Here is a 20491-nt window from a genome sequence, read left to right as displayed (position 1 = left end):
ATACAGCGGATGCCCGTGGCTTAACTGCTCTTCAAACGTACTGTAAAAACCAAGTTGGCTTGTTGATTTTTGCTTTGCTAACATGTTACAAATTTGCAAGCTTTTTTATCCTTTTCTTTCTTTTCCTGCAACCTTTTTTATCCGCATTTGTTCATAAACTATTGATCCCATTGTGTTCTATTCGTTTTTGAGGAACGACTAATTAAAGAAAGCGGATTAGCTTGTCCGGAAATTTGGTTATTCGACAAGGGCACACCGTCAATCACAATTAAAGGATCGTTACTGGCATTTAAAGAAGCACCGCCACGAATACGTATAGTACTACCTGCACCGGGCGCACCACCATTCGAAGTAATTTGTACACCGGCTGCTTTACCCATAATTAATTGTTCAGGAGTGGTAATGCTACCTTTGTTAAAATCCTTTGCCGTAAGATTGATGACCGAACCGGTTAAATCTTTTTTACGGCTGGTACCATAACCAATTACTACTACCTCATTTAATGAAGTGCTAATGGCCGATAAACCAATGCTCATTTCACCTGCTTCAGCAGGTACCTCACGTGTTGCAAAACCAATGCTTGAAATGGTAAGCGTTTTGGCATCAGCTGGTACTTTTAATTTAAATAAACCATTGGCATCGGTTGCGGTAGCAATCTGCGTGCCTTTTACGGCAACAGTTACACCGGCTAACGGACTACCATCTTTTACATCGGTTACTTTCCCGGTAACCTCCTTGTTTTGGGCTAACGCAGGCACACTAAAAGCAAACAGGGCCAGCGTAACAGCAACAAGCAGTCGTTTTAAATTCATAGTTGTATGTTTTCTGTTTTTTAAGAAGTAAAAAAGTTGATTTATTTCGCTAATAAAAATTGTTGCACTTTTCTTTGTCCGTTTTGTTCCATCACTAAAAAATAAACCCCATTTGGCAAACCTGCACTGCTAAACCCATTGGCATACAAAGAAATTGTTTGCATGCCTTTGGGTTTAAACCCATTCCATATATTGGCCATATATTGCCCGTCTATATTATACACATCTAATCGTACCACACCGCTTGCCGGTACCTGAAACTTCACCATAGCTGCTGCATTAGCAGGATTAGGTGATATCTGCAATTGCATGTTTTCTAACGGATTATTCACCGGTGTTACGGCCGTTACTACAGTATTGTTTACATTCTTATTGGTGTATACATAATATTCACCCGGCTGCAATGTAATGTTATCGGCACCACCGGATGCAGTAATGGTTTTTGAAGATAAGTAACTGTACCAGGTACCAGCAGAAGGGAAGGTAACGGAGGCGGATTGCTGATTTACATCAAAATTACCCACAAATACAACGCTTAATGAATCGCCGGTAACGATTAACTGTTTAAAAGCATTACCTAAATTATAACTGATATTTTTTGGCGCTGTAAATGTTGAACTATAAACCGGATTGGTTCTTAGTTTAAGCAGTTGGGCATATACATTATACAATGCCAACCGATTGGGGTTGCTGTAATAATCCCAACGCAGCGGTTTAGGATCAGTACGGCATCCACCGGTAGCATCTACAGTTCCATTAGGACAAGTGTTAATACTATAGTCATAACCCAACTCACCAAATTGCCACAACATTTTAGGACCGGGAATCATGGCCCATAAAGCAGTAGCCATGGCATTGCGTTTTAAACCGGTAGCAGTATCTTTTATGGCATAACTACCATTGCTATTACCATATTGTTCATTTTTATACATCAGCCTTTCTTCGTCATGGCTTTCCATATAAGTAATAAGGTTGGGTTGGTTGTAACCCCGATTGGTGTACACACCATAACTTACATCCCAGGAAGGGTTGCTGTAACCCATGGTAGCCTGATTAAAATTGCTGTTTAAATTTCCCCAAATCATCATGCCATAATTGGCTTCTACCTGCTCTTCCGAATTATCTGCAAACATTTCTAATATGCAATAAGCCCCTTGTGAAACAGATTGAATTTTATCATAAATATTTTTCCAAGTGGCTACCCTGGCTGTATCATAATTGCCCCATGCAGCTACATTACAATTGTTGCCAAAAGCATCGCAGGTATTTTTTTGGGTAAAGCCTTTAGCCAAATCCCATCTAAACCCGTCAATTTTATATTTAGTAAGCCAGTAGGTTATGACGCGGTTTCTAAAATCAATGGTAGCCTGACTTTGGTGATTGAACTGATACCCAACATTATATGCATGGGTAGGATACTGATTGAACCATGGATTATTGGCAGCAGGAATATTTTTTACCGGGTCCCAATACATTTGCACCATTGGTGAAGAACCGAATGAATGATTCATTACCATATCCATTATAACGGCAATGCCTTGCTGATGACAGGCATCTATAAATTGTTTCACTGCTGTTTCAGTGCCATACACTTTATCGGGCGCAAAGTAAAAATTAGGGTTGTAGCCCCAACTGCTGTATCCTTCAAAGTTATTGAAGGGCATTACTTCAATGGCATTCACACCGAGGCGTTTTAAATAACTCAAAGTATCCTGTAATCCTTTCCAGTTTTGCGTAGCAGTAAAATCGCGAATCAGCAATTCATATATCAGCAAGTTGCGCTTATCAGGGCGGAAGAAATTGGTAACTTGCCAGTTGTAGGCAGGCTTTGCTGTTTGCAATACACTTACAATTGAACCCACTGCATTGGCAGGGAATGATTTTAAATTAGGGTAAGTAGTTGAGGGTATTTGTGGATCTACATTTTTATCCAATATTTTTTCTGCATTGTAATCGGCCACAGTTAAGCTACCATCTATCTGATACTGATAAGCATATTCTACACCGGGCGTTAAACCGGTTAACCGAATCCAAAAGCGCAGGCTGTCGGGGGTTTCATTCATCTGGTAATTTAAAGAGGGAGTCCAGTTATTAAAATCACCCAGTACAATAATTTTAGTTTTCTTAGGCGCATATAACACCAAAGTAGCAGAAGTATCGCCGGGTTCATAGTTAATACCATCGGTAACACCGGCCGGCAATGGAGCAAAATTGGTTTCGCCGGAAACTAAAAAACTTACTGTATCTCTCGAAAATGCACTTCCGCTATATGCTTCTGCAATCATGGTTTGTGTGCCTGCTGCTGCAATAGTGGGTGCTGCAGATAGTTGTGTAACGGCACTATCGTACGCAATGGCAGTACCGTTATAATAAATGGTAAGGCGTGAGGGCTGGCTGGCTTTTGCATTGATATTCAACACATCACCCACATTTTTTGTAACCGGCTCAATGATGGGTATATAAGTAGGTTGTTTTAAGGGTGTATCAATTCTTGCATACAATCCATTATCATACACCGGGATATACATATCCGAACCATCGGCATTGGTTTGTTTAATACTGCCATTGCCATTTCGAAAAAGAATGGCAATTTTTAGAATCTTTTCAGAAGGATTGGTGATATTAAAAAATGATCGTAAACCACCGGTAATGGTATACCGCCACAAATTGGTACCGGCAGCTGGCGCATTGGCAGCAGGGTTGGTGGTGCCCCAGGTAAAGGGTACATATTTCCAGTCTGATGATGATGTGCTTGCAGAAGTAATTACACCAATATGTACATATACATCTGTAGCAGGTGTGTAATTCAACAATCCCTTGTTTCCTTTGGTTGCATCGCAGGTAATGGTAATAGAAGCACTGGTATCCTGAATAAAAGCAGGCGACCATCTTAATAATTGCGCATCGACTGTTATACCTGTTAAAATCAACAAAATAGCAAGTAGAAATCGTTTCATATGGTTCAAGTTGTACTGCAAACGTTTGCAGCAATGTGTTATTTATACACAATGCCATACAAATTTGTGTACTTTTTACACAATAGAAAAATTTTTTTAACTATTTTTTCCGATAAAGTTGAAATAATTGAGGATAAGCAGTAAAAATTGGCCTTTTACAAAATGTAAACAGCAAACGATTGCGCCTTTACATAAATCATACTTGGAACTTGGTGTTTCTTATCTTTAATACCATTTGTTTTTTGTAAGCTTTTGGTAAAAAGTATTACAGGTAACAACTGCTAACGATTAAACCAAATACATGGCCTTTACGAAACCAAAACTCAGTTTCTGGCAAATCATTAATATGAATGTAGGATTCTTTGGAATCCAGTACAGCTTTGGCTTACAGCAGACTGCCATAAATCCGTTGTACACGTTTTTACATGCCCGGCCTGAAGAATTACCGCTATTAAATTTAGCCGGTCCCATGACCGGATTACTGATTCAACCATTAATTGGTGCAATTAGCGACAGAACCTGGCATCCGCGCTGGGGAAGGCGCAAACCATTTTTTTTAATTGGTGCTATTTTTTGCAGTTTAACCCTGTTTGCTTTTCCCTTTAGCCGCAGTTTGTGGATGGCCGCCGGTTTATTGTGGATTTTAGATGCTGCGAATAATACGGCTATGGAGCCTTACCGTGCTTTTATAGCCGACAAACTAACCGAAAAACAAAGAGCTATGGGATTTTTAACCCAAAGTTTCTTTACAGGTCTGGGTATTACTTTAGCCAATCTCTCCCTTGGATTTTTTAAAAACATCATTACCGGTGAAAGCACCACCAGCGATGGACGTTCAGGTATTCCTTACTGGGTATTTGGCTCTTTTTTTGTGGGTGCTATTTGCTCAATTGTAAGCGTGGTATGGTCGGTCAGTACCACCCCTGAAATTCCGCCCACAGCAGAAGAATTGGCTGAACTGCGGGCAAAAAAATCAGGATTTTTTGCTTCCATGAAAGAAATATTTTTGGCTATTGGTGATATGCCCCGCATTATGTGGTTACTGGCATTAGTCTATTTATTTCAATGGTATGCCATGTTTTGCTATTGGCAATTTGTATCGTTAAGCATTGCCCAATCGGTTTTTCACACTACGCCCGATGGTAATGCCGAATTATATGAACAAGCCGTTGTTTGGGCCGGAAAAGCAAACGGCTTTTACAATATTGTTACTTTTGTTTCTGCATTTGGCCTGGTGTGGCTTGCCAAAAAAATAAGTGCTAAGTATGTGCATATTCTTTGCTTACTCATGGCAGGAATTGGCCTGCTTATATTTCCACATATTGTACAAAAAGAATTATTGTTTGTACCCATGATTGGCTTTGGTATTGCCTGGGCCAGTATGATGGGGGTACCTTACATTATGGTAGTGGGCAGTATACCGAAAGAACGTTATGGGGTGTACATGGGCATTATTAATATGATGATTGTAATACCCATGATTTTACAAACTACCACATTTGGATTTGTGTACCACTGGTTACTGTCTGATAAACCCACTAACGCTATAGCCTTTGCGGGAATATTATTATTGCTGGCTGCTGTAGCCACTACATTGATAAAAAGAGAAAAGATGGATGACGACAAACTGATACCCGCTGCATCGGGTGGAGGACATTAAACAGCGCATCATTGTTCTGACCGATGCAGTGAGTGACACAAGAGGCAATGCCATGAAAAACAAAAGCTGAACACATAAAAATAAAATTATGCATACCATTATTTGTATAGGCGAAGCGTTGATAGACATGATTTGTACCGATAAAGGAAAATCATTGGAAACCAGTGAACATTTTCTGAAAAAAACAGGCGGCGCACCTACCAATGTGGCAGCAGCTATTGCAGCGCTTGGCGGCAGGATACAATTAGCGGCCAAAGTAGGTAATGATCCCTTTGGGCATCAATTGATACATACGATGCAGGATTTTGGTGTAGATACCCAATGGATGCATACCAGCAACGAGCATTTTACCACTTTTGCATTTGTTTCATTAAAAGAAGATGGTGAGCGTGACTTTGTTTTTAACCGCGGTGCGGATGGCTATTTGATGCAACAGGAAACCCATGGAATGCTTACTAACGATACCGGCATTGTTCACTTTGGGTCTGCCACTGCATTTTTACCGGGCCCCTTACAAGAAACTTACCGCACCCTTTTAAAAGAAGCCAAAGCAAAAAATTGTTTTGTAAGTTTTGACCCCAATTACCGGCATTTGCTTTTTGCGCACCAACAACAAAATTTTATTCATCAATCGTTGTACTTTTTACAAGGAAGCGATTTTTTTAAGGTGAGCGATGAAGAAGCAATGTTATTATCGGGCTGCAGTTCTGTTGCCGATGCGGCAAATTGGCTGGCTAATTTTTCAAATGCAGTATTCTGTATTACTTTAGGCAAAGAGGGTACATTATTGTGCTATCAAAAAAAACAAATTACCATACCCAGCATACCCGTTGAAGTGGTGGATACCACCGGTGCAGGCGATGCATTTGTTGGCGCTGTATTATACCAGTTAAGTTGTGTAGAAAAAAACAACATAATGCAACTAAACATCAACAACTGGCAGGAAATTGTTATCAACGCCAATAAGGCCGGTGCCAGAACCTGTGCCTACATGGGCGCGATGGAGGCATTTAAACATTTGAATAGTGATATTTTTAAAGCTTAAATTTTTACATCCTATAAATTAAACCGGCAGTGTATCAGAAAAATTTACACAATAAGATTGTTGAACTACTGCAGCAACAATCATTAGATATTTCAAAAAAAGACAGTGCATTTTTTGCACGTTTTATTGCCAATGCAAAGGCTATAGAATCATTGTATCTGCAGTTATATGCGCAACATCCACAATGCGATATCATTTGGCAGCAGTTGATGCAGTTAATCATCACCGCTTATCAACAACGCCCCCAACCCTTTCTGGAAAGAGATACCGAAAAATTACAACAGGAGCATTGGTTTTTAAGTAATCAATTGGCAGGAATGAGTTTATATGTGGACCGATTTTGCGGCAACTTGCAAAACTTGCAAAACAAATTAGATTATTTTACTGAATTAGGCGTGAATGTGCTGCACCTGATGCCATTGTTCGAAAGTCCGCTGCATGAAAGTGATGGCGGATATGCCGTATCTAATTTCAGAAAGGTAGATGAACGTTTTGGTACTTTGAAAGATTTGCAACAGTTACAGCAAAAAATGCAGAAACAGGAAATGTATGTAATGCTCGATATTGTTTTGAATCATACTTCTCACAAACACGAATGGGCAGAAAAGGCAAAACAAGGAGATGAAAAATATCAGCATTTTTATTACATGTTCAACGATCGGCATATACCCGATCAGTATGATGCATCTATGCCGGAAATTTTTCCCGAATCAGCACCCGGAAATTTTACTTATGTGCCTGAATGCAACAAATGGGTAATGACTGTTTTCCATCAATACCAATGGGATTTGAATTATAGAAACCCCGAAGTGTTTATGGTGATGTTAGACAATATATTTTTTTATGCCAATTTGGGTGTAGATATTTTACGCATTGATGCGCCTGCATTCATCTGGAAAGAAATTGGCACTACCTGTCAAAATTTACCACAGGCACATGCCTTGCTGCAACTGATAAAATGTTGTGTGGAAGTAGCCACCCCTGGCATGGCATTACTGGGAGAAGCCATTGTTGCACCTAAAAAAATTATGCAATATTTTGGAACAGGATTATTCATTGCACATGAATGTGATTTTGCCTACAATGCCACGCAAATGGCTTTGCAATGGGATGCATTGGCCACACAGGATGTTCGGGTAATGCTGGCAGCACAGGAAGATTTGGTAAAAAAACCATTTGGAACATCGTGGATAACGTATACCCGTTGCCACGATGATATTGGACTGGGGTATGAAGACAACAGTATTCGTAAAGTAGGTTTTAATCCATACGAACACCGCCGATATTTAAAAAATTATTATTCAGGCAATATAGAAGGATCACCGGCACGTGGTGCTTTGTTTTCAGTGAATCCTAAAACACAGGATGCACGAATCAGCGGTTCATTGGCATCGTTGTGCGGTTTAGAAGCTGCACTGGCCAATCAGAATGCAGCAGCTATTGAAGAATCAATTGCCAAAATTTTGATGATGCAGGCACAAACTTTTTTTCTGGGTGGATTGCCCATGTTGTTTTATGGAGATGAAGTGGGCTATACCAATGATTACAGCTATCTGCATGATCCGGGCAAAAGTTATGACAACAGATGGATGCACCGGCCATTGATTGATTGGGATAAAAACAAAAAAAGAAATACAACCGGCACCATTGAAAACAGCATCTTTACACAAACACAACAGTTGCTGCAGTTACGAAAACAGTTGCCCATTTTAAGTGATTATAGTAACATCATCTGGTTAACCCCACACAATATTCATGTTGCCGGTTTTATGCGGGCTTATGGTAATCAACGTGTTTACGCATTGTTTAATTACAGTAACAAAGCGTCCTACTTAACTTGGTATACATTTAAAGAACATGGCCATATTCCAAAACAATTATTCAATCATCTCAATCAGCAAGTGTACACCGTTGGTGCAGATTATGAATATTTAATACTACCCCCATATGGTATGTTTTTATTAGAACCTTATGAAGAAAAATAATAGTTGCTTTCAATTATAGTCTCAGCCGCAAAAGGTTTTAGCGGCTGATTCTTGCATACCAAATGGTAATGGCACTGGCTATCAATACAATATTTTTAACAATGTATTGCCCGGTAAGTGTTAACACAAAGGCATGTTGCCAGGTATCCGCAGGCAAATAAATCAATGGCAGAAAAGTAGTAAACATGTGTAAACCAAAACATACAAATGCCAGTTTGGTTAATTTAGGAAACAACCATAAAATACATACTGCCACTTCCACACTACCCAATAGTATTAAAAAAATATTAATAGGAATAAACCTTACTACTGTAATGCTGTGTAAATGTTGCACCAACGCTTCCGCCGGCGATACCTGTATAATTTTTAAATAACCAAACCAAATAAATACAATGGATAAAGCCAGTCGGTTAAACCAGATAATTGTATTAAAAATCTTAACAGCCGGAATTTTTACATTAGAATAAGTAGCAGAAGATACAGTTTGTTGTTGCACAAAAAAATTTTACATTTTAACAGAAAAAGAAATAAAAAAAGTTCTTCCATCAGCCGGTAATATGCCGGGGCCCGGATAAAAAGTGATACGCTGACTGAAATAATTTAAATTCAACAGATTATTAATTCCACCGGTTATCTGGTAATGTTTCAAAAATGCATACCCTATTGTCCAATCCCACAAACCGAAGGAAGGAATTACACCTGTAACACCATTGGCACTGTTAACCGTATTTAAAGCATCGTTGTACGATTTATCTGTATAACTATATTGCATTGTAGTAGTGAACTGATGTAACAATAACGACAGGCCGGTTTTATTTACCCATTGTGGCACATGCTCTACCGTATTGCCTGTTAAATTCACATTATTGCCGTTGGCATTTGATTCACCACTGATATAACGGGCATGGGTATAGGCTAATGAATTAAATAAACGAATATCTTTTTGTTTATTATTTCTCTTCCACAAAGCGGCTAAGGATATTTCACCATAGGCTTCTATGCCTTTAGCAACCGCATTACCAATATTGGTAGTATACAAAAAGGGATTACGGTTCGCATCATTTTTTGTAATTAGTCCCACTCTGTTGCCATAATATACCCGAAATACATCCACATCAAAATGCAATATATTTTTAATTGTTCCTCTGTAGCCTATACTGATATCATAGCCTTTACTATCTTTTAAATTAGGATCAATCACATCTACCCTGTCGGCCGGTGTTATTTGCGAATAGAGGTATGGCCGGTATTCCTGCGATATATTGGCGTAGAACTGCGTGGTTTTTGTACTTTGAAATTGCAGACCGGTTCCAAACAACGGAAAAGAACGATTGCCATTGTATGACACAGCTGTTGTGGCATGATTGGTAACACCTGTATAATCAGATTGAATCAGTTCATACCGAAAACCGGGTGTAACAGAAAACCGCGGTGTAATTTGAAAAATATTTTCTGCAAATGCTGCCGCATTATTGGTATGAAACCGCAACATGTTACCATAAGGTGCTATTAACGACAAATCAAAATTACTGCCGGTAGTGCCCACACCTAACTGATCTCGTCTGGTAACTTCTGAAGACAAACGGAAACCGGTTGCCAGCGTACTTGTTACGTTCCCAATTTTATATGAATGCAACAATCTGGCTTCTGTTGAGAAACTGCTGTAATAATCCCGATCTACCTGTCTGGGATTATATGAACCCAATTGTTTATTCACGGTATCGGCAATATTAGGTGTGTTGATGAACTGAACACTATTGCGTTGGCCGAACAAGACATTAGCTGTAACCTGCAATTTGGTATTGGGTGAAAAGCGGTATTTAAAAATAATGGCAGGAATATTAATTTCCGGATTAAAAAAATTACGATTGCGCAAGGATTGTCTGGGATTTTGTGCAAACTGTGCATCGGTTAAACCGCCTGCAATTTGTTGTACATAGCGCATTCGCGAAAACTGAAAAGCAATACTGCCTTTATCGTTAAAACGATATTCCAAATTGGCATAGTAGGCATGATAATCAAATGCCTGCGAAGGGCGCCAGCCATTGCCATGCCGGTTATCATAATAAGCATAATAATTTATTTTACCGGTTGTGCCACCCACTGCATTGTATGAATTGTAAAATCCGTTACTGCCGGCGGTTTGATTACTCTCAACCGATATGGGTTTGGTACTATCGCCTTGCCTGATAATAAAATTCATCATGCCGCCATACTGACTGCCATACTGTAAGGCTGCAGAACCGCGAACAAACTGAATTTCCTGCACGGCTTCTAAGGGTAGTGTATAATGATTTTCAGGATAACCAAAAATATCGCTATTGGTAACGTACCCATTTTGACGCATATTCATTTCAATACTTCGGTGCGAATCGGTTCCCCTTGCACCAATGTTTAATTGTGTACCGGCGCCATCCATATCCCAACTGGTTAATCCGGGTACTTTTGCAAAAACCTGCCTTACCATATTTTGAGCCAGATTGGCTTGTGTTGTATTAGGCCTGATGAGATTGGTTTTTTTACCTGCAAATACTGCAACACCTTTTAGATCGGGCAGAAATTGTACCGAATCGCGAAGGGTTGAGCTTACAATCACTTCCTCCAAATCATTTACGGGTATTGTATCATTGTTCATTAAATTTTCTTGAGCAAAGAGTTGATTATTGAAAAGAAAAAACAGTGTACAAAAAAATGCAACGCGTAATAATTTCATATCAGAATACATTTAAAAATTTAAAAAATAGTGTTACATTCAAAAAAATGCTTTATATTGAATTTGATTTTTAAAAAATCCCCCCTTGTAGAAACAAAGGGGTACGCTAGATGAACTTAATCGAAAACATTACATATTTTTATTCGGCGCCATCCTGTTTTGCACGCAAAACAGCATAATTGCCTACTTTACTACCCACTACTAATCCGGTATCACAATCCACTTTATAATGAATACCTCCTTCTAATCTTGACATGGAAGCCTGGTTGGCCATTGCCCAATATTTGCTGGCCTGTTCAGGTACAATATGTGCCAAAATAGTGGCAGCAGCACCGCTAAATGTAGAATGGCCGGAGATATAAGATGGAAAATTAGGTATGCCTGTTAATGTTTTAATGGCAGGATTCATTTGTGTGGGCCTTGGATTAAAATAATAATATTTTACATCCCAACATACAATGGCAGCATCCATTAATGCCATATTTAATAAAGCATAATTTCTAGCCCAACGTACTTCACTGAAGTTTTTTGTAATAAAATCTTGCGCAGCAATGGCATCCCAGTGGCCTGGAGGTGTAAATGTACCAACCCCGTCAGCCCAAAATTGAACATGCTGTATATTTTCACGTGTGGGTGATTTTATTTTTTCATACACTTCTGCAGCAGCCTGTTGTACAGCCTGACCATGTGTAGCGGGTGGAGGAGCCGGACGAAAAGAGGGTACTGTTGCAGCAGGAAATAAAAATGGTATTACATTTCCAAACAATGGCAACATGGGTGGTCGTTTGGGAGATTCTAAGCTATACCAGGGTATCTCACCTTTAACCATTGCAACCGTTTCAAAATTTTTCCAGTCGGTGGAGGTGCCTACGGCTTTGCCGGCATTATCGGCTTTAGCCCGTGCAATAAAAACTTCTGCTACCTGTCTTCCCAATGCTTCACCGGCAGCAATATCACTGCGTGTTGCAGCACCGGCCATCATCATGGACAATTCCTGTTCCTTTGCTTTTTGTTCAATATTGGCAATCTCTGTAGGGAATAACAACTTCATCATTTCAGCCGTTACCCCGGCCATTACTGCAGCTTCAGATGGATAGGATGGCAAGGTTGAAGTAGTTACTTTTGCCTGTATAGTACTATCATTGGTATAAGGTGCTGCACGATTGTATAATTTTTTATAATACCAGCATGCTACCAACGCATCGTATTGTGCTGCGCTGATATAAGCATAAGCACGTGCTGCATAAGGCGGATTGGCAAACGGAAACAGCGGATAGGCAAATGGGTTATTGGCATTGGGAATAGGATAGCTGTTATCGGGGTTTTGATAGGCGGGCAAATTGTATTTGGTTACCAGGCCCCGCATTAATTCATTCCACCTTAATACACCGCCGGCGGCCCAATATTGAATGGTGGCCATTTGCGATGAGGTGAGATTTTTTTGATATCCCTTAATTTCATTCAACTCTGCTTTATAATCGGCTGAACTTACCGGATTAGGAGCCGCAACAGCAAAAGTATCGGGGCGTGGCAATAAAATAGTTTTCCAACTCCCTGCATTGAGGTCTACATTTTGTGGCTGTAGGGGTGAAAGGTTGGCCGTAATATCCGGCGCATTTTTGTTGCAAGCAAATACAATGGCTGTAACTGCAACGATTGATATAAATATAATTTTTTTCATACAATTAGTTGGTTGATTGGTTGTGATTAATTTGTTTTTGTTTGGCAGAAGCAAAATCAAATACTTTAAAAATACCAACTGCCATATTGGTTGCCTGTCCTACATTTCTTCCGGTAACTGTGTAACTCACACTGCTGGTAAGTGCAATACGATGGAAATGTGGAAAGGCATATTTTCCATTGATACCGACTATGGTAGTATTCATTTTATTACTAGGGAAAGGCATATCGTTTTTCCTAATATCAAAACCACCTAACGTAGTGGTATTGACTAACATAAATTCGACATAATCTTCTTTTTTTCTATAACCAAAGCGAATGCCTGCATACATTATATTAGGCATAGCCACTTCATTGGTATAATGCATTTCAGTGGTGTAATAAGCTGTCCTGTCGATGTATATATTATCTCTGTAAGCATAGGCTGCTGTACTGGTTACAAAAAAATTCTTTTTCTGATAATCGAGGATTAAACGCAGAGAAGCAGTTTTACTTCTTACACCAATAGCAAGTGGCAAAAAATCTGCCTGATAATTGGTGGTAGGAAATGAATAGCCGCCGGTTAAAAACACAGTATATTTTTGTTGTTGTACTTTCTTTTGCCAGGCCTGCCATTTTATCCAGATACCGGCATCCTGCAATCCTTCCATATCATGCAAAGTGCCTGCAGAGGCATGTGTACGCACATAAGGCAAGCTGTATAATACATTTAACTTACCAGTAATTCCATAAGCGCCCATAAAAGCTACCGATTGGGTAGAAACAGTACCTAAATTGGCATTGTCTCTTTTGAAACTACCTTCCCAGTAATGGTTCCAGCTATTGTAATTGTACACAAAACCGGTACACCAGTTTTGTTTGGCCATCATAATGCCATCTTGTTCTGTTTGTGCCTGTATGTTTTGTAATAATAGCATGAGTATCGAGAAAAAAAATAATTTTTTATATGTTATTTTCATATTTGTTCAGTTAGTTTGTGGTTGCTAAATTGATTTGATGTTTGCAACCTGTTGCAACTATCAAATCAGGCTTTTTGTGTTATCCATTTGCATAAATAGATGACCTTCACAAAAGATGCGTCGCTATTTTTTCATCTTCAATTTTTCCACAACCAGATTGCCAACTTTAATACCGCTGTTATGCCCCTGTCCACAGGAATACCAGTAATGTAAGCCACCATAAAAACGGGCTTTTTCATTTTCCTGTGCTGCCTGCCGAAACGAAGTAAAACTTCTGCTGGGAATACCAAATTCTAATTCAGTAGAATCAGTATAAGGAAAATTATCGCCAAATACACTGGTTAAAGCTTCAGCAGCTGATGCAGAAATGGTGCAATGCCCACAGGTATATTCCGGGAACGGCGGCGTTTGTAATTCGGGGCGCCAGTTAGGATCGAAATATTTATTGATGACTGTTTCCGGACGTATGGTATTGTAAGTGTATTTTTCATTCCAGCATTGTATAAATGCATCAAACAAAGCGATGGCAGTTTTGGCAGTAGCATATACTGTTTCAGGAAAATTTGCTCCTGCTTTTTTTGCAGCAATGCCGGTAATACTCATCCAATGGCCCGGAGGCGAAAACTTTTTAAATACAAACATGGCATGTCCGTTTACATTCAGCTTGCCCGGATTATCATCCCAAAAATTAGCAATATGTTTTTGTTCAGGCGTAAGTGTAGTACAAGTGTCCAACATCATTTTTACCTGTAAGTAATAGGGGCTTTTTTTGTCTGTAACATTAAAGGGCAAAGGTTTTTCTGCTCTGAACTGTCCGGCACTGTCCATTACCATGGGTCTTATTAAATTCCAGTGTGGCTCCATGGCCTGGGCATAAGCGGGTGGAGTGGGTACCCATCTGCCGGGGCTGTCAATCACCGAAAACTTAGGCATGCTGCGGGTTTCAGCATAATTATCTTTTTTGCTCCATGCTATAATAGATTGTGCTACTGCATCTGCATAATTTTTTGTAGCGGTATATACGGCATTACTCATACCATTCTTTTTTACCAACTGCACCAAACTATCCACATAGCTTTTCAAACTACCTTCCGGAAATGTAACCGCTTCACCCACTTTGCAATAAGCCAATACTGCTGCAAAATCATAATCAATAGGCTGTGTAGTATCGGGCTGTGCTATCGCATTCAATCCATTCAACTGCCCTTTAAGCGACTGATACTGATTGGGATAACCGGCAGCAATTACTTCATATGCGGCAATAGCTGCATAGGCATAATTTCTGGAAGCTACCACAGGGCCAAAATTATTACCCATTACCACCGTATTTAATTCATGAACAGTATGGGTAAACAATTCCGGATTTTGTACGATTTTTTTATACGCATTGTTATTAGAACAAGCCACTAACAATAGAAATGAAAAACCCAAAGCAAATAATCTTACAGACATGCATTCCATATTTTACAGTATTGCAGACTGCTTGGCATTGAGTGCCAGACAACCCAACAATTTTCATTCAATAATTTATTGACAGTTATATTTACACACACCCGGTTATTTCTATTACCAATGGTGTGGTTGTTATTCATGTTTACAGTACGATATGTTTTCCATTGCAAATAATGCAGCAGTAAAGGGAATTTGAATCCCAATCAATGCGTATTTGTTGCAATTGAATGCAATAAACTTGTAAACACCTTTTTAAAAAAATGAAAGAGAAGAAATAGCACACACTATGCAAGTGTAGCAGCAGATAATTCCGGAGGTTTGTCTAATTGTTTAATCAATATAAACTGATAGAGTTGATGCCGATAGGCAGAAAAAACAGATAGCGTGTAAGAAGTAGGATGTTGACAGGTGTAACAGGAAGGACGGGTATAATCCTGTACTACAGGTTTAACTGTATGGGCTTGGTGTCCGGCATCTTTTTTAGAAGAACTGCTGTTCACAAAATCATTTGCCAACTTTGCAAAAGCATCTCTGGCATTTTTAATGCCGGTTTTAGCAAAATTAGGAATACACAATACCTCTAAACTATCCTGATAAAAACGGCGTTTTACGTAAGCATAAGTAATGCCATTTACCGTAATTTCTCCATTTACCCGATCAAATTTTTGGGAACTGGCACCATAAGGCAAAGCGGCCGGTACCTTGATGCTGATTAGGTCTTTTTCGTTGTATTGATTATCGTCTAATTGTGATTGAAAAGCAATATCGGCGCGGTTTTCCAAATAGTCCATCATAAAGCGGTAACCCACCCAGTTAAACAGCAACATGCCCAATAATACTATGGAAGCAATCTTTTTCAATTCAAAAATGAGGGATGAAGATAGGATATTTTTATTGAACCGTAAAAGTTTTTTTCCCCGGCCCTACACCCGTAATAGTTAGCTTCTTCCATTGCTTGGGCAATACGGAAGGAATTTGTGTGATACCTTTTTCTGTTATATTCAATCCGCCAAAACCCATGAGCACACTTTGTATAATGCCACCGGCACCGGTTGCAAAATAAGGATTGGTGCCGCCCTTGGTTTCTGCAATTACCCGAAATGGTGGATTTAAATTGGGAATATACGCATCTTTAAACCAGTGATAGGCTTTTGCACCATCGCCCAAACGGGCATACAGCAAGGCAAATATACCCTGCGTCATGGCTGGTGTTCCGGCGTCGGGTACACGTGCCGAATAATATTCCAAATCTTTTTTGATTTGTGCAGGTTCTGTAATTTCTTTTAAGGGATAGGCCAATAAGTTTACATCAGCCTGTTTAATGCCTTCTCCGTTATAGGTAGCATGTTCTTTGGTTACCCCATCTTCAAAATGCAGTATTGGAATATTTTTTGCTACAAAAGCCCAGTCATCATCTGCCTTTTCACCCACAATACCTGCTGCTGTGGTAGCATATTGTAATACCGCTTTGGCGGCAGCATTGGTAAAAGCATCATTGTCTACATTCTCGGCCCATTCATCTGCTGCTACTACATCTTTAATATCAAAATGGCCGGGTCCATTGCGCTCTACCCTGCTACTCCAAAATTCAGCCACCGCCTTCAATAACGGCCACCCCCTTTCTTTCAGCCAAACCTTATCCTGTGTTACTTCATAATATTGCCAGGCGGCAATCCCAACACAAGCGGTAATATGGTGTTCAAAAGGACCACTCAAAGCCCATACCGGTGTTTCTTCTACACCGGTAGCTGCGCTTTCCCAAGGGAACATGGCGCCTTTGTAACCATGCTCAAATGCATTTTGTTTGGCAGCAGCCAAACGTTGAAACCGGTATTCAATCATGCTTTTAGCCATTTCAGGGTGTAATACCAAAATAGCTGGGAACATCCATAAATCGGCATCCCAAAACACATGGCCATTGTAACCTAAACCGGATAAACCCATAGGCGAAGGACTTAAATCGGTGCCTTCACGAACAAAAGAATAGAGATGATACAACATACTGTGTACATCCTGCTGATCCTGCGGATTGCCGGTAATGGTAATATCGCTTTTCCATAAATCATCCCAGGCTTTATCATGAAAAGCAATTAATCTTTTACGACCCTGCAGCTTAGCGAAAATGGTTAATCGTTGGGCTTCATTCAATGGGTCGGCATCATGAGCGGATGTAATAGAAGAACCTACAATACTAAAGGTATAAATTTCACCTGTTTTTAATGTTTTGGAAAACTTCATTAGGTGCATATTATTATCCCACATTTCATGAATGATTGATGGTTCCTTCCCATGCGGCTCATCGAACATAAAACTATTGGATGCACACAACAATAATTTACCGGTAGGACTTTTGGCAGAAGAAGTCAATAAACTGATGAGCACATGCGGCCGATCGATTTGATTGTAATAATTTTCCACATCTCTCAAAGCATCCGGCGCCTCCATTACACTGGCTGCACCAATGGTAATAGGTTCTTTGGCAGTAATGGTTACTGTCATTAAAACCGTAAAAGGCAACTGCCTTAAAGAATAATAAGTATAACTAACATCTGCTTTTGCCCCGTATTGAAAGTTGGTGGTAAAATTAGCATGCTGCATATCCAATACCTGGTGCATATTGCTGATATTATTTTTATCAACCTGTTGCCCGTCAATACTCATTTGCATATTCAGCAAATTAAAGCTGCGTAAAAAATTACTCACCATGCCACGGCCATAAGTATCATAAGCACCGGCCAGTACCACATCTTTCACTTTAAACGGTTCGGCTGCAGATACAATGCCGATCATTCCATTGGCTACCGTAACGCCGTAATAATTAGAAGGGTTAATAGAGTCGGCTGTAATTTTCCAGGAATCAACATTGGTTTGTGCAAAGATTGTTACACACAATAGATATACCGGCAGCAATACAATTATTTTTTTCATGCGTTTACATTTATTGATTTTAGCACATGAAATGCATCCTTCATTATTACGTTTAGCATTTAATTTTGTAAAGAATCATTTCATACAATGACAATTGCAAACAAAATAGTGGATGAGGATACAGCATACCAATATTTTATGCTGTACAACATCATCAGACTGCAAGTTATCAATTAATTGAAATGCAAACACCAGAGGATGCTAAACCGGCAATAAAACTTTTACACTGCAACCGTTTCCGGGCGATGATTGTATGCGGCAATAGCCGGAAAATAAGGCAGCCCGGCGTTCTATATTGCGCAGGCCAATGCCGGTACGGGGGGCTTTTATATCAAACCCTTTACCATTATCGGCTATATATAATGCTGCACGACCATTTGCTACATTTAAACTAACCTCTATTAGTGTAGCCTCAGCATATTTGTGAATATTATTCAGTTGTTCCTGCAATATGCGATATATGTTCAGTATGGCATCTTCCTTCATCTTAATACCTGGCTCTATGTTATAAGCAAATTCTATCCGGTATTTGCGGTCAATATTCATGCTATTCAGTAACATTTGTATGCTATCACTAAAATCAACCAGATTAAAAGAGGGTGGCGCCAGCCGATGCGATATTTTACGGATGGCTTCATTGGCCATACTAATATATTTGTGCGCTGTTTCTACAGCCTTTTTCTGCCCGCTATCTAATTCCGATTTGTTCAACAATCCCAATGTAAATACCGCCCCCGTTAGTATCTGGTTTACATTGTCGTGCAATTCAGCACTAATTTGAAAACGTTCTTGTTCCTGGGTATCTAATACGGCTTTCGATAAACGGTTTCCCATTTGGTTGCGTTCCGTAACATCTAATACCGTTACTAAACGGGCGGGTTTACCTTCGTAATTAAATTCAATGCCCCTTAACTCAACATCTATAATAGTACCATTTTTTTTTAGGTTTTGCAATGTGTAGTTGAGTGCGTCATTTTTTTTTTCAATAATTTGTAAAACTTTTTGAATGCCGGGTAAATCACTTGCATAAATAATATCGGATATTTTCATTTGCAGCCATTCTGTTTTTGCATAACCATAATGTTGAACAGCAGCTTCATTTACCTGTATAAAGAAAAGGGTTGCTGCATCATAAATCCACATGGGTAGTGGGCTTAATTCGAAAACATTACGGTATTTTTCCTCCGAAACCTTTAATCTTTCAGTTAGTAATACTTTTTCAGTTACATTGTTTAAGTATGCTTCGCCACCCATTAGCCGTTTCGATTGATAAAATAAAGTAATATTTCCTTCTACAAATACCGGATGGCCATCTTTGGTTTTTAATTTTACATTGTTAAAAGGCAGAATGATTTGTGATACATTACCTGAATTATTTTTTTGCGCTTCTATAATAGCATATCCTTCTGAGGAAATTGATTTGAAGGGCAGTTCATTTATTTCTTCTTTCATATAGCCCAGTGTCTGCAAAAAGCATTTATTTGCATAAGTAATATTGCCCTTTTCATCTATTTTATAGATTATTTCATTCGAAAACTCCAACAGTTTCTTATACTTTTTTCGGCTTTCTGCCAATAAAAAATAGATTTTTTTACTCTTTATAAAAGAAACCCATACCATACATCCTAATACTGCCAATAAAATCAAAATTTTTAAACCATCCCATTCAAACGCTTGCTCTCTTCTTTCCACCAAATTTGAAAGTGCGGCTTTTTGAACTGTTGTTTTTGTTTTTACTTCATCAGATAACCGGGCAATAATATCCTGCATTTTTTCATAAGCAAAATGCTGCTTTTGGGTATACAATGAAATAGCGGCTGACAGGTTCGCATACTGGAACCGATGCATTATTTTTTCTATTAATGAAAAATTTTGTTCCCAGGCATATTGCAGGCTATCCAACCATTGGTAATGTTCTTTCTTTGTACCAGAACCATTAAATTGTTTTAAAAAAAGATGATATATTAGAGACGATTCTTCAACCTTTTGTTTAAATGGTTGTAAACTATTATGATTGATTTCATTTTTTAATAACAATAAATGCACCATGTTTGCCTGTAGGGAGTCAGTCTCTTTGCGTAAATCAACTAGAAGTAATAACTTACCTATGGAATTTTCTGCTGTTATATTAAATTGCTTTGTCAGGTTCGCAATTTGCTTATATTGGTTCAATTGAACCAAAATTAGCGCACCTAACACTATTGCGTATGCAGCAATTAAAAGCCATAAAAAAGAGGGGGCTTTTTTAGCATTTTGCATGATGGTTTTTTAAGGGAAATAGATTATCCTTTTAAAATTGC

At 39.0% G+C, this 20491-nt stretch carries 13 protein-coding genes; 3 read left to right on the top strand and 10 right to left on the bottom strand.

What is annotated here, in order from left to right; translation table 11 throughout:
* Positions 1-158: 158 nt before the first annotated feature.
* Positions 159-812: a carboxypeptidase-like regulatory domain-containing protein gene (locus tag JK139_RS06515; protein ID WP_218330866.1), complete on the bottom strand. Its 654-nt coding sequence runs from the start codon at positions 810-812 to the stop codon at positions 159-161.
* Positions 813-853: 41 nt separating this feature from the next.
* Positions 854-3769 (bottom strand): alpha-amylase family glycosyl hydrolase, encoded by a 2916-nt coding sequence (locus JK139_RS06510; protein WP_218330865.1) that lies wholly within the window; start codon positions 3767-3769, stop codon positions 854-856.
* A 301-nt stretch (positions 3770-4070) separates the two neighbouring features.
* Here JK139_RS06510 and JK139_RS06505 point away from each other — a divergent pair, with 301 nt between their 5' ends.
* The 3 genes from JK139_RS06505 to JK139_RS06495 all read left to right on the top strand — a co-directional run bounded on the left by JK139_RS06505 (position 4071) and on the right by JK139_RS06495 (position 8459).
* Entirely contained in the window at positions 4071-5429 is a 1359-nt protein-coding gene (locus JK139_RS06505; RefSeq protein ID WP_218330864.1) for an MFS transporter, read from the top strand.
* Positions 5430-5517: 88 nt separating this feature from the next.
* On the top strand, positions 5518-6474 hold the full coding sequence (locus JK139_RS06500) for a carbohydrate kinase family protein (RefSeq protein ID WP_218330863.1): 957 nt from the start codon (positions 5518-5520) through the stop codon (positions 6472-6474).
* Positions 6475-6503: 29 nt separating this feature from the next.
* The gene (locus tag JK139_RS06495; RefSeq protein WP_218330862.1) at positions 6504-8459 is read left to right on the top strand and encodes an alpha-amylase family glycosyl hydrolase; all 1956 of its coding nucleotides are present in this window, start codon (positions 6504-6506) and stop codon (positions 8457-8459) included.
* Between the two features lie 37 nt (positions 8460-8496).
* Here JK139_RS06495 and JK139_RS06490 read toward each other — a convergent pair whose 3' ends face one another.
* From JK139_RS06490 to JK139_RS06455, 8 genes are all read right to left on the bottom strand, one after another.
* Positions 8497-8955 carry a hypothetical protein gene (locus JK139_RS06490; protein WP_218330861.1) on the bottom strand — a complete coding sequence of 153 codons (459 nt, stop codon included), beginning with the start codon at positions 8953-8955 and terminating at the stop codon, positions 8497-8499.
* A gap of 9 nt (positions 8956-8964) precedes the next feature.
* On the bottom strand, positions 8965-11094 hold the full coding sequence (locus tag JK139_RS06485; protein ID WP_218330860.1) for a TonB-dependent receptor family protein: 2130 nt from the start codon (positions 11092-11094) through the stop codon (positions 8965-8967).
* Positions 11095-11311: 217 nt separating this feature from the next.
* Positions 11312-12853 (bottom strand): phosphatase PAP2 family protein, encoded by a 1542-nt coding sequence (locus JK139_RS06480; RefSeq protein WP_218330859.1) that lies wholly within the window; start codon positions 12851-12853, stop codon positions 11312-11314.
* Between the two features lie 4 nt (positions 12854-12857).
* Entirely contained in the window at positions 12858-13811 is a 954-nt protein-coding gene (locus JK139_RS06475; protein WP_218330858.1) for a hypothetical protein, read from the bottom strand.
* Between the two features lie 123 nt (positions 13812-13934).
* The gene (locus tag JK139_RS06470; RefSeq protein ID WP_218330857.1) at positions 13935-15263 is read right to left on the bottom strand and encodes a vanadium-dependent haloperoxidase; all 1329 of its coding nucleotides are present in this window, start codon (positions 15261-15263) and stop codon (positions 13935-13937) included.
* A 284-nt stretch (positions 15264-15547) separates the two neighbouring features.
* A complete protein-coding gene (locus tag JK139_RS06465) occupies positions 15548-16123 on the bottom strand; it encodes a hypothetical protein (RefSeq protein WP_218330856.1) in 576 nt (191 codons plus the stop codon).
* Positions 16124-16154: 31 nt separating this feature from the next.
* A complete protein-coding gene (locus JK139_RS06460; RefSeq protein ID WP_228733148.1) occupies positions 16155-18191 on the bottom strand; it encodes a glycoside hydrolase family 65 protein in 2037 nt (678 codons plus the stop codon).
* A gap of 201 nt (positions 18192-18392) precedes the next feature.
* Positions 18393-20450: a PAS domain-containing sensor histidine kinase gene (locus JK139_RS06455; RefSeq protein WP_218330855.1), complete on the bottom strand. Its 2058-nt coding sequence runs from the start codon at positions 20448-20450 to the stop codon at positions 18393-18395.
* Positions 20451-20491: the final 41 nt, after the last annotated feature.

The sequence above is a fragment of the Hydrotalea lipotrueae genome (assembly GCF_019249625.1).
GTDB classification, from domain to species: Bacteria; Bacteroidota; Bacteroidia; order Chitinophagales; family Chitinophagaceae; genus Hydrotalea; species Hydrotalea flava.
The sequence above is the reverse complement of the archived record's forward strand: the minus strand, read 5'-3'. Positions and strand labels throughout refer to the sequence as shown.

Excerpts from the sequence above, each read along its gene's own strand:
- JK139_RS06515 (WP_218330866.1), bottom strand. The coding sequence starts at position 812 with ATGAATTTAAAACGACTGCTTGTTGCTGTTACGCTGGCCCTGTTTGCT.
- JK139_RS06510 (WP_218330865.1), bottom strand. The coding sequence starts at position 3,769 with ATGAAACGATTTCTACTTGCTATTTTGTTGATTTTAACAGGTATAACA.
- JK139_RS06505 (WP_218330864.1), top strand. The coding sequence starts at position 4,071 with ATGGCCTTTACGAAACCAAAACTCAGTTTCTGGCAAATCATTAATATG.
- JK139_RS06500 (WP_218330863.1), top strand. The coding sequence starts at position 5,518 with ATGCATACCATTATTTGTATAGGCGAAGCGTTGATAGACATGATTTGT.
- JK139_RS06485 (WP_218330860.1), bottom strand. The coding sequence starts at position 11,094 with ATGAACAATGATACAATACCCGTAAATGATTTGGAGGAAGTGATTGTA.
- JK139_RS06480 (WP_218330859.1), bottom strand. The coding sequence starts at position 12,853 with ATGAAAAAAATTATATTTATATCAATCGTTGCAGTTACAGCCATTGTA.
- JK139_RS06475 (WP_218330858.1), bottom strand. The coding sequence starts at position 13,811 with ATGAAAATAACATATAAAAAATTATTTTTTTTCTCGATACTCATGCTA.
- JK139_RS06470 (WP_218330857.1), bottom strand. The coding sequence starts at position 15,263 with ATGTCTGTAAGATTATTTGCTTTGGGTTTTTCATTTCTATTGTTAGTG.
- JK139_RS06460 (WP_228733148.1), bottom strand. The coding sequence starts at position 18,191 with ATGAAAAAAATAATTGTATTGCTGCCGGTATATCTATTGTGTGTAACA.
- JK139_RS06455 (WP_218330855.1), bottom strand. The coding sequence starts at position 20,450 with ATGCAAAATGCTAAAAAAGCCCCCTCTTTTTTATGGCTTTTAATTGCT.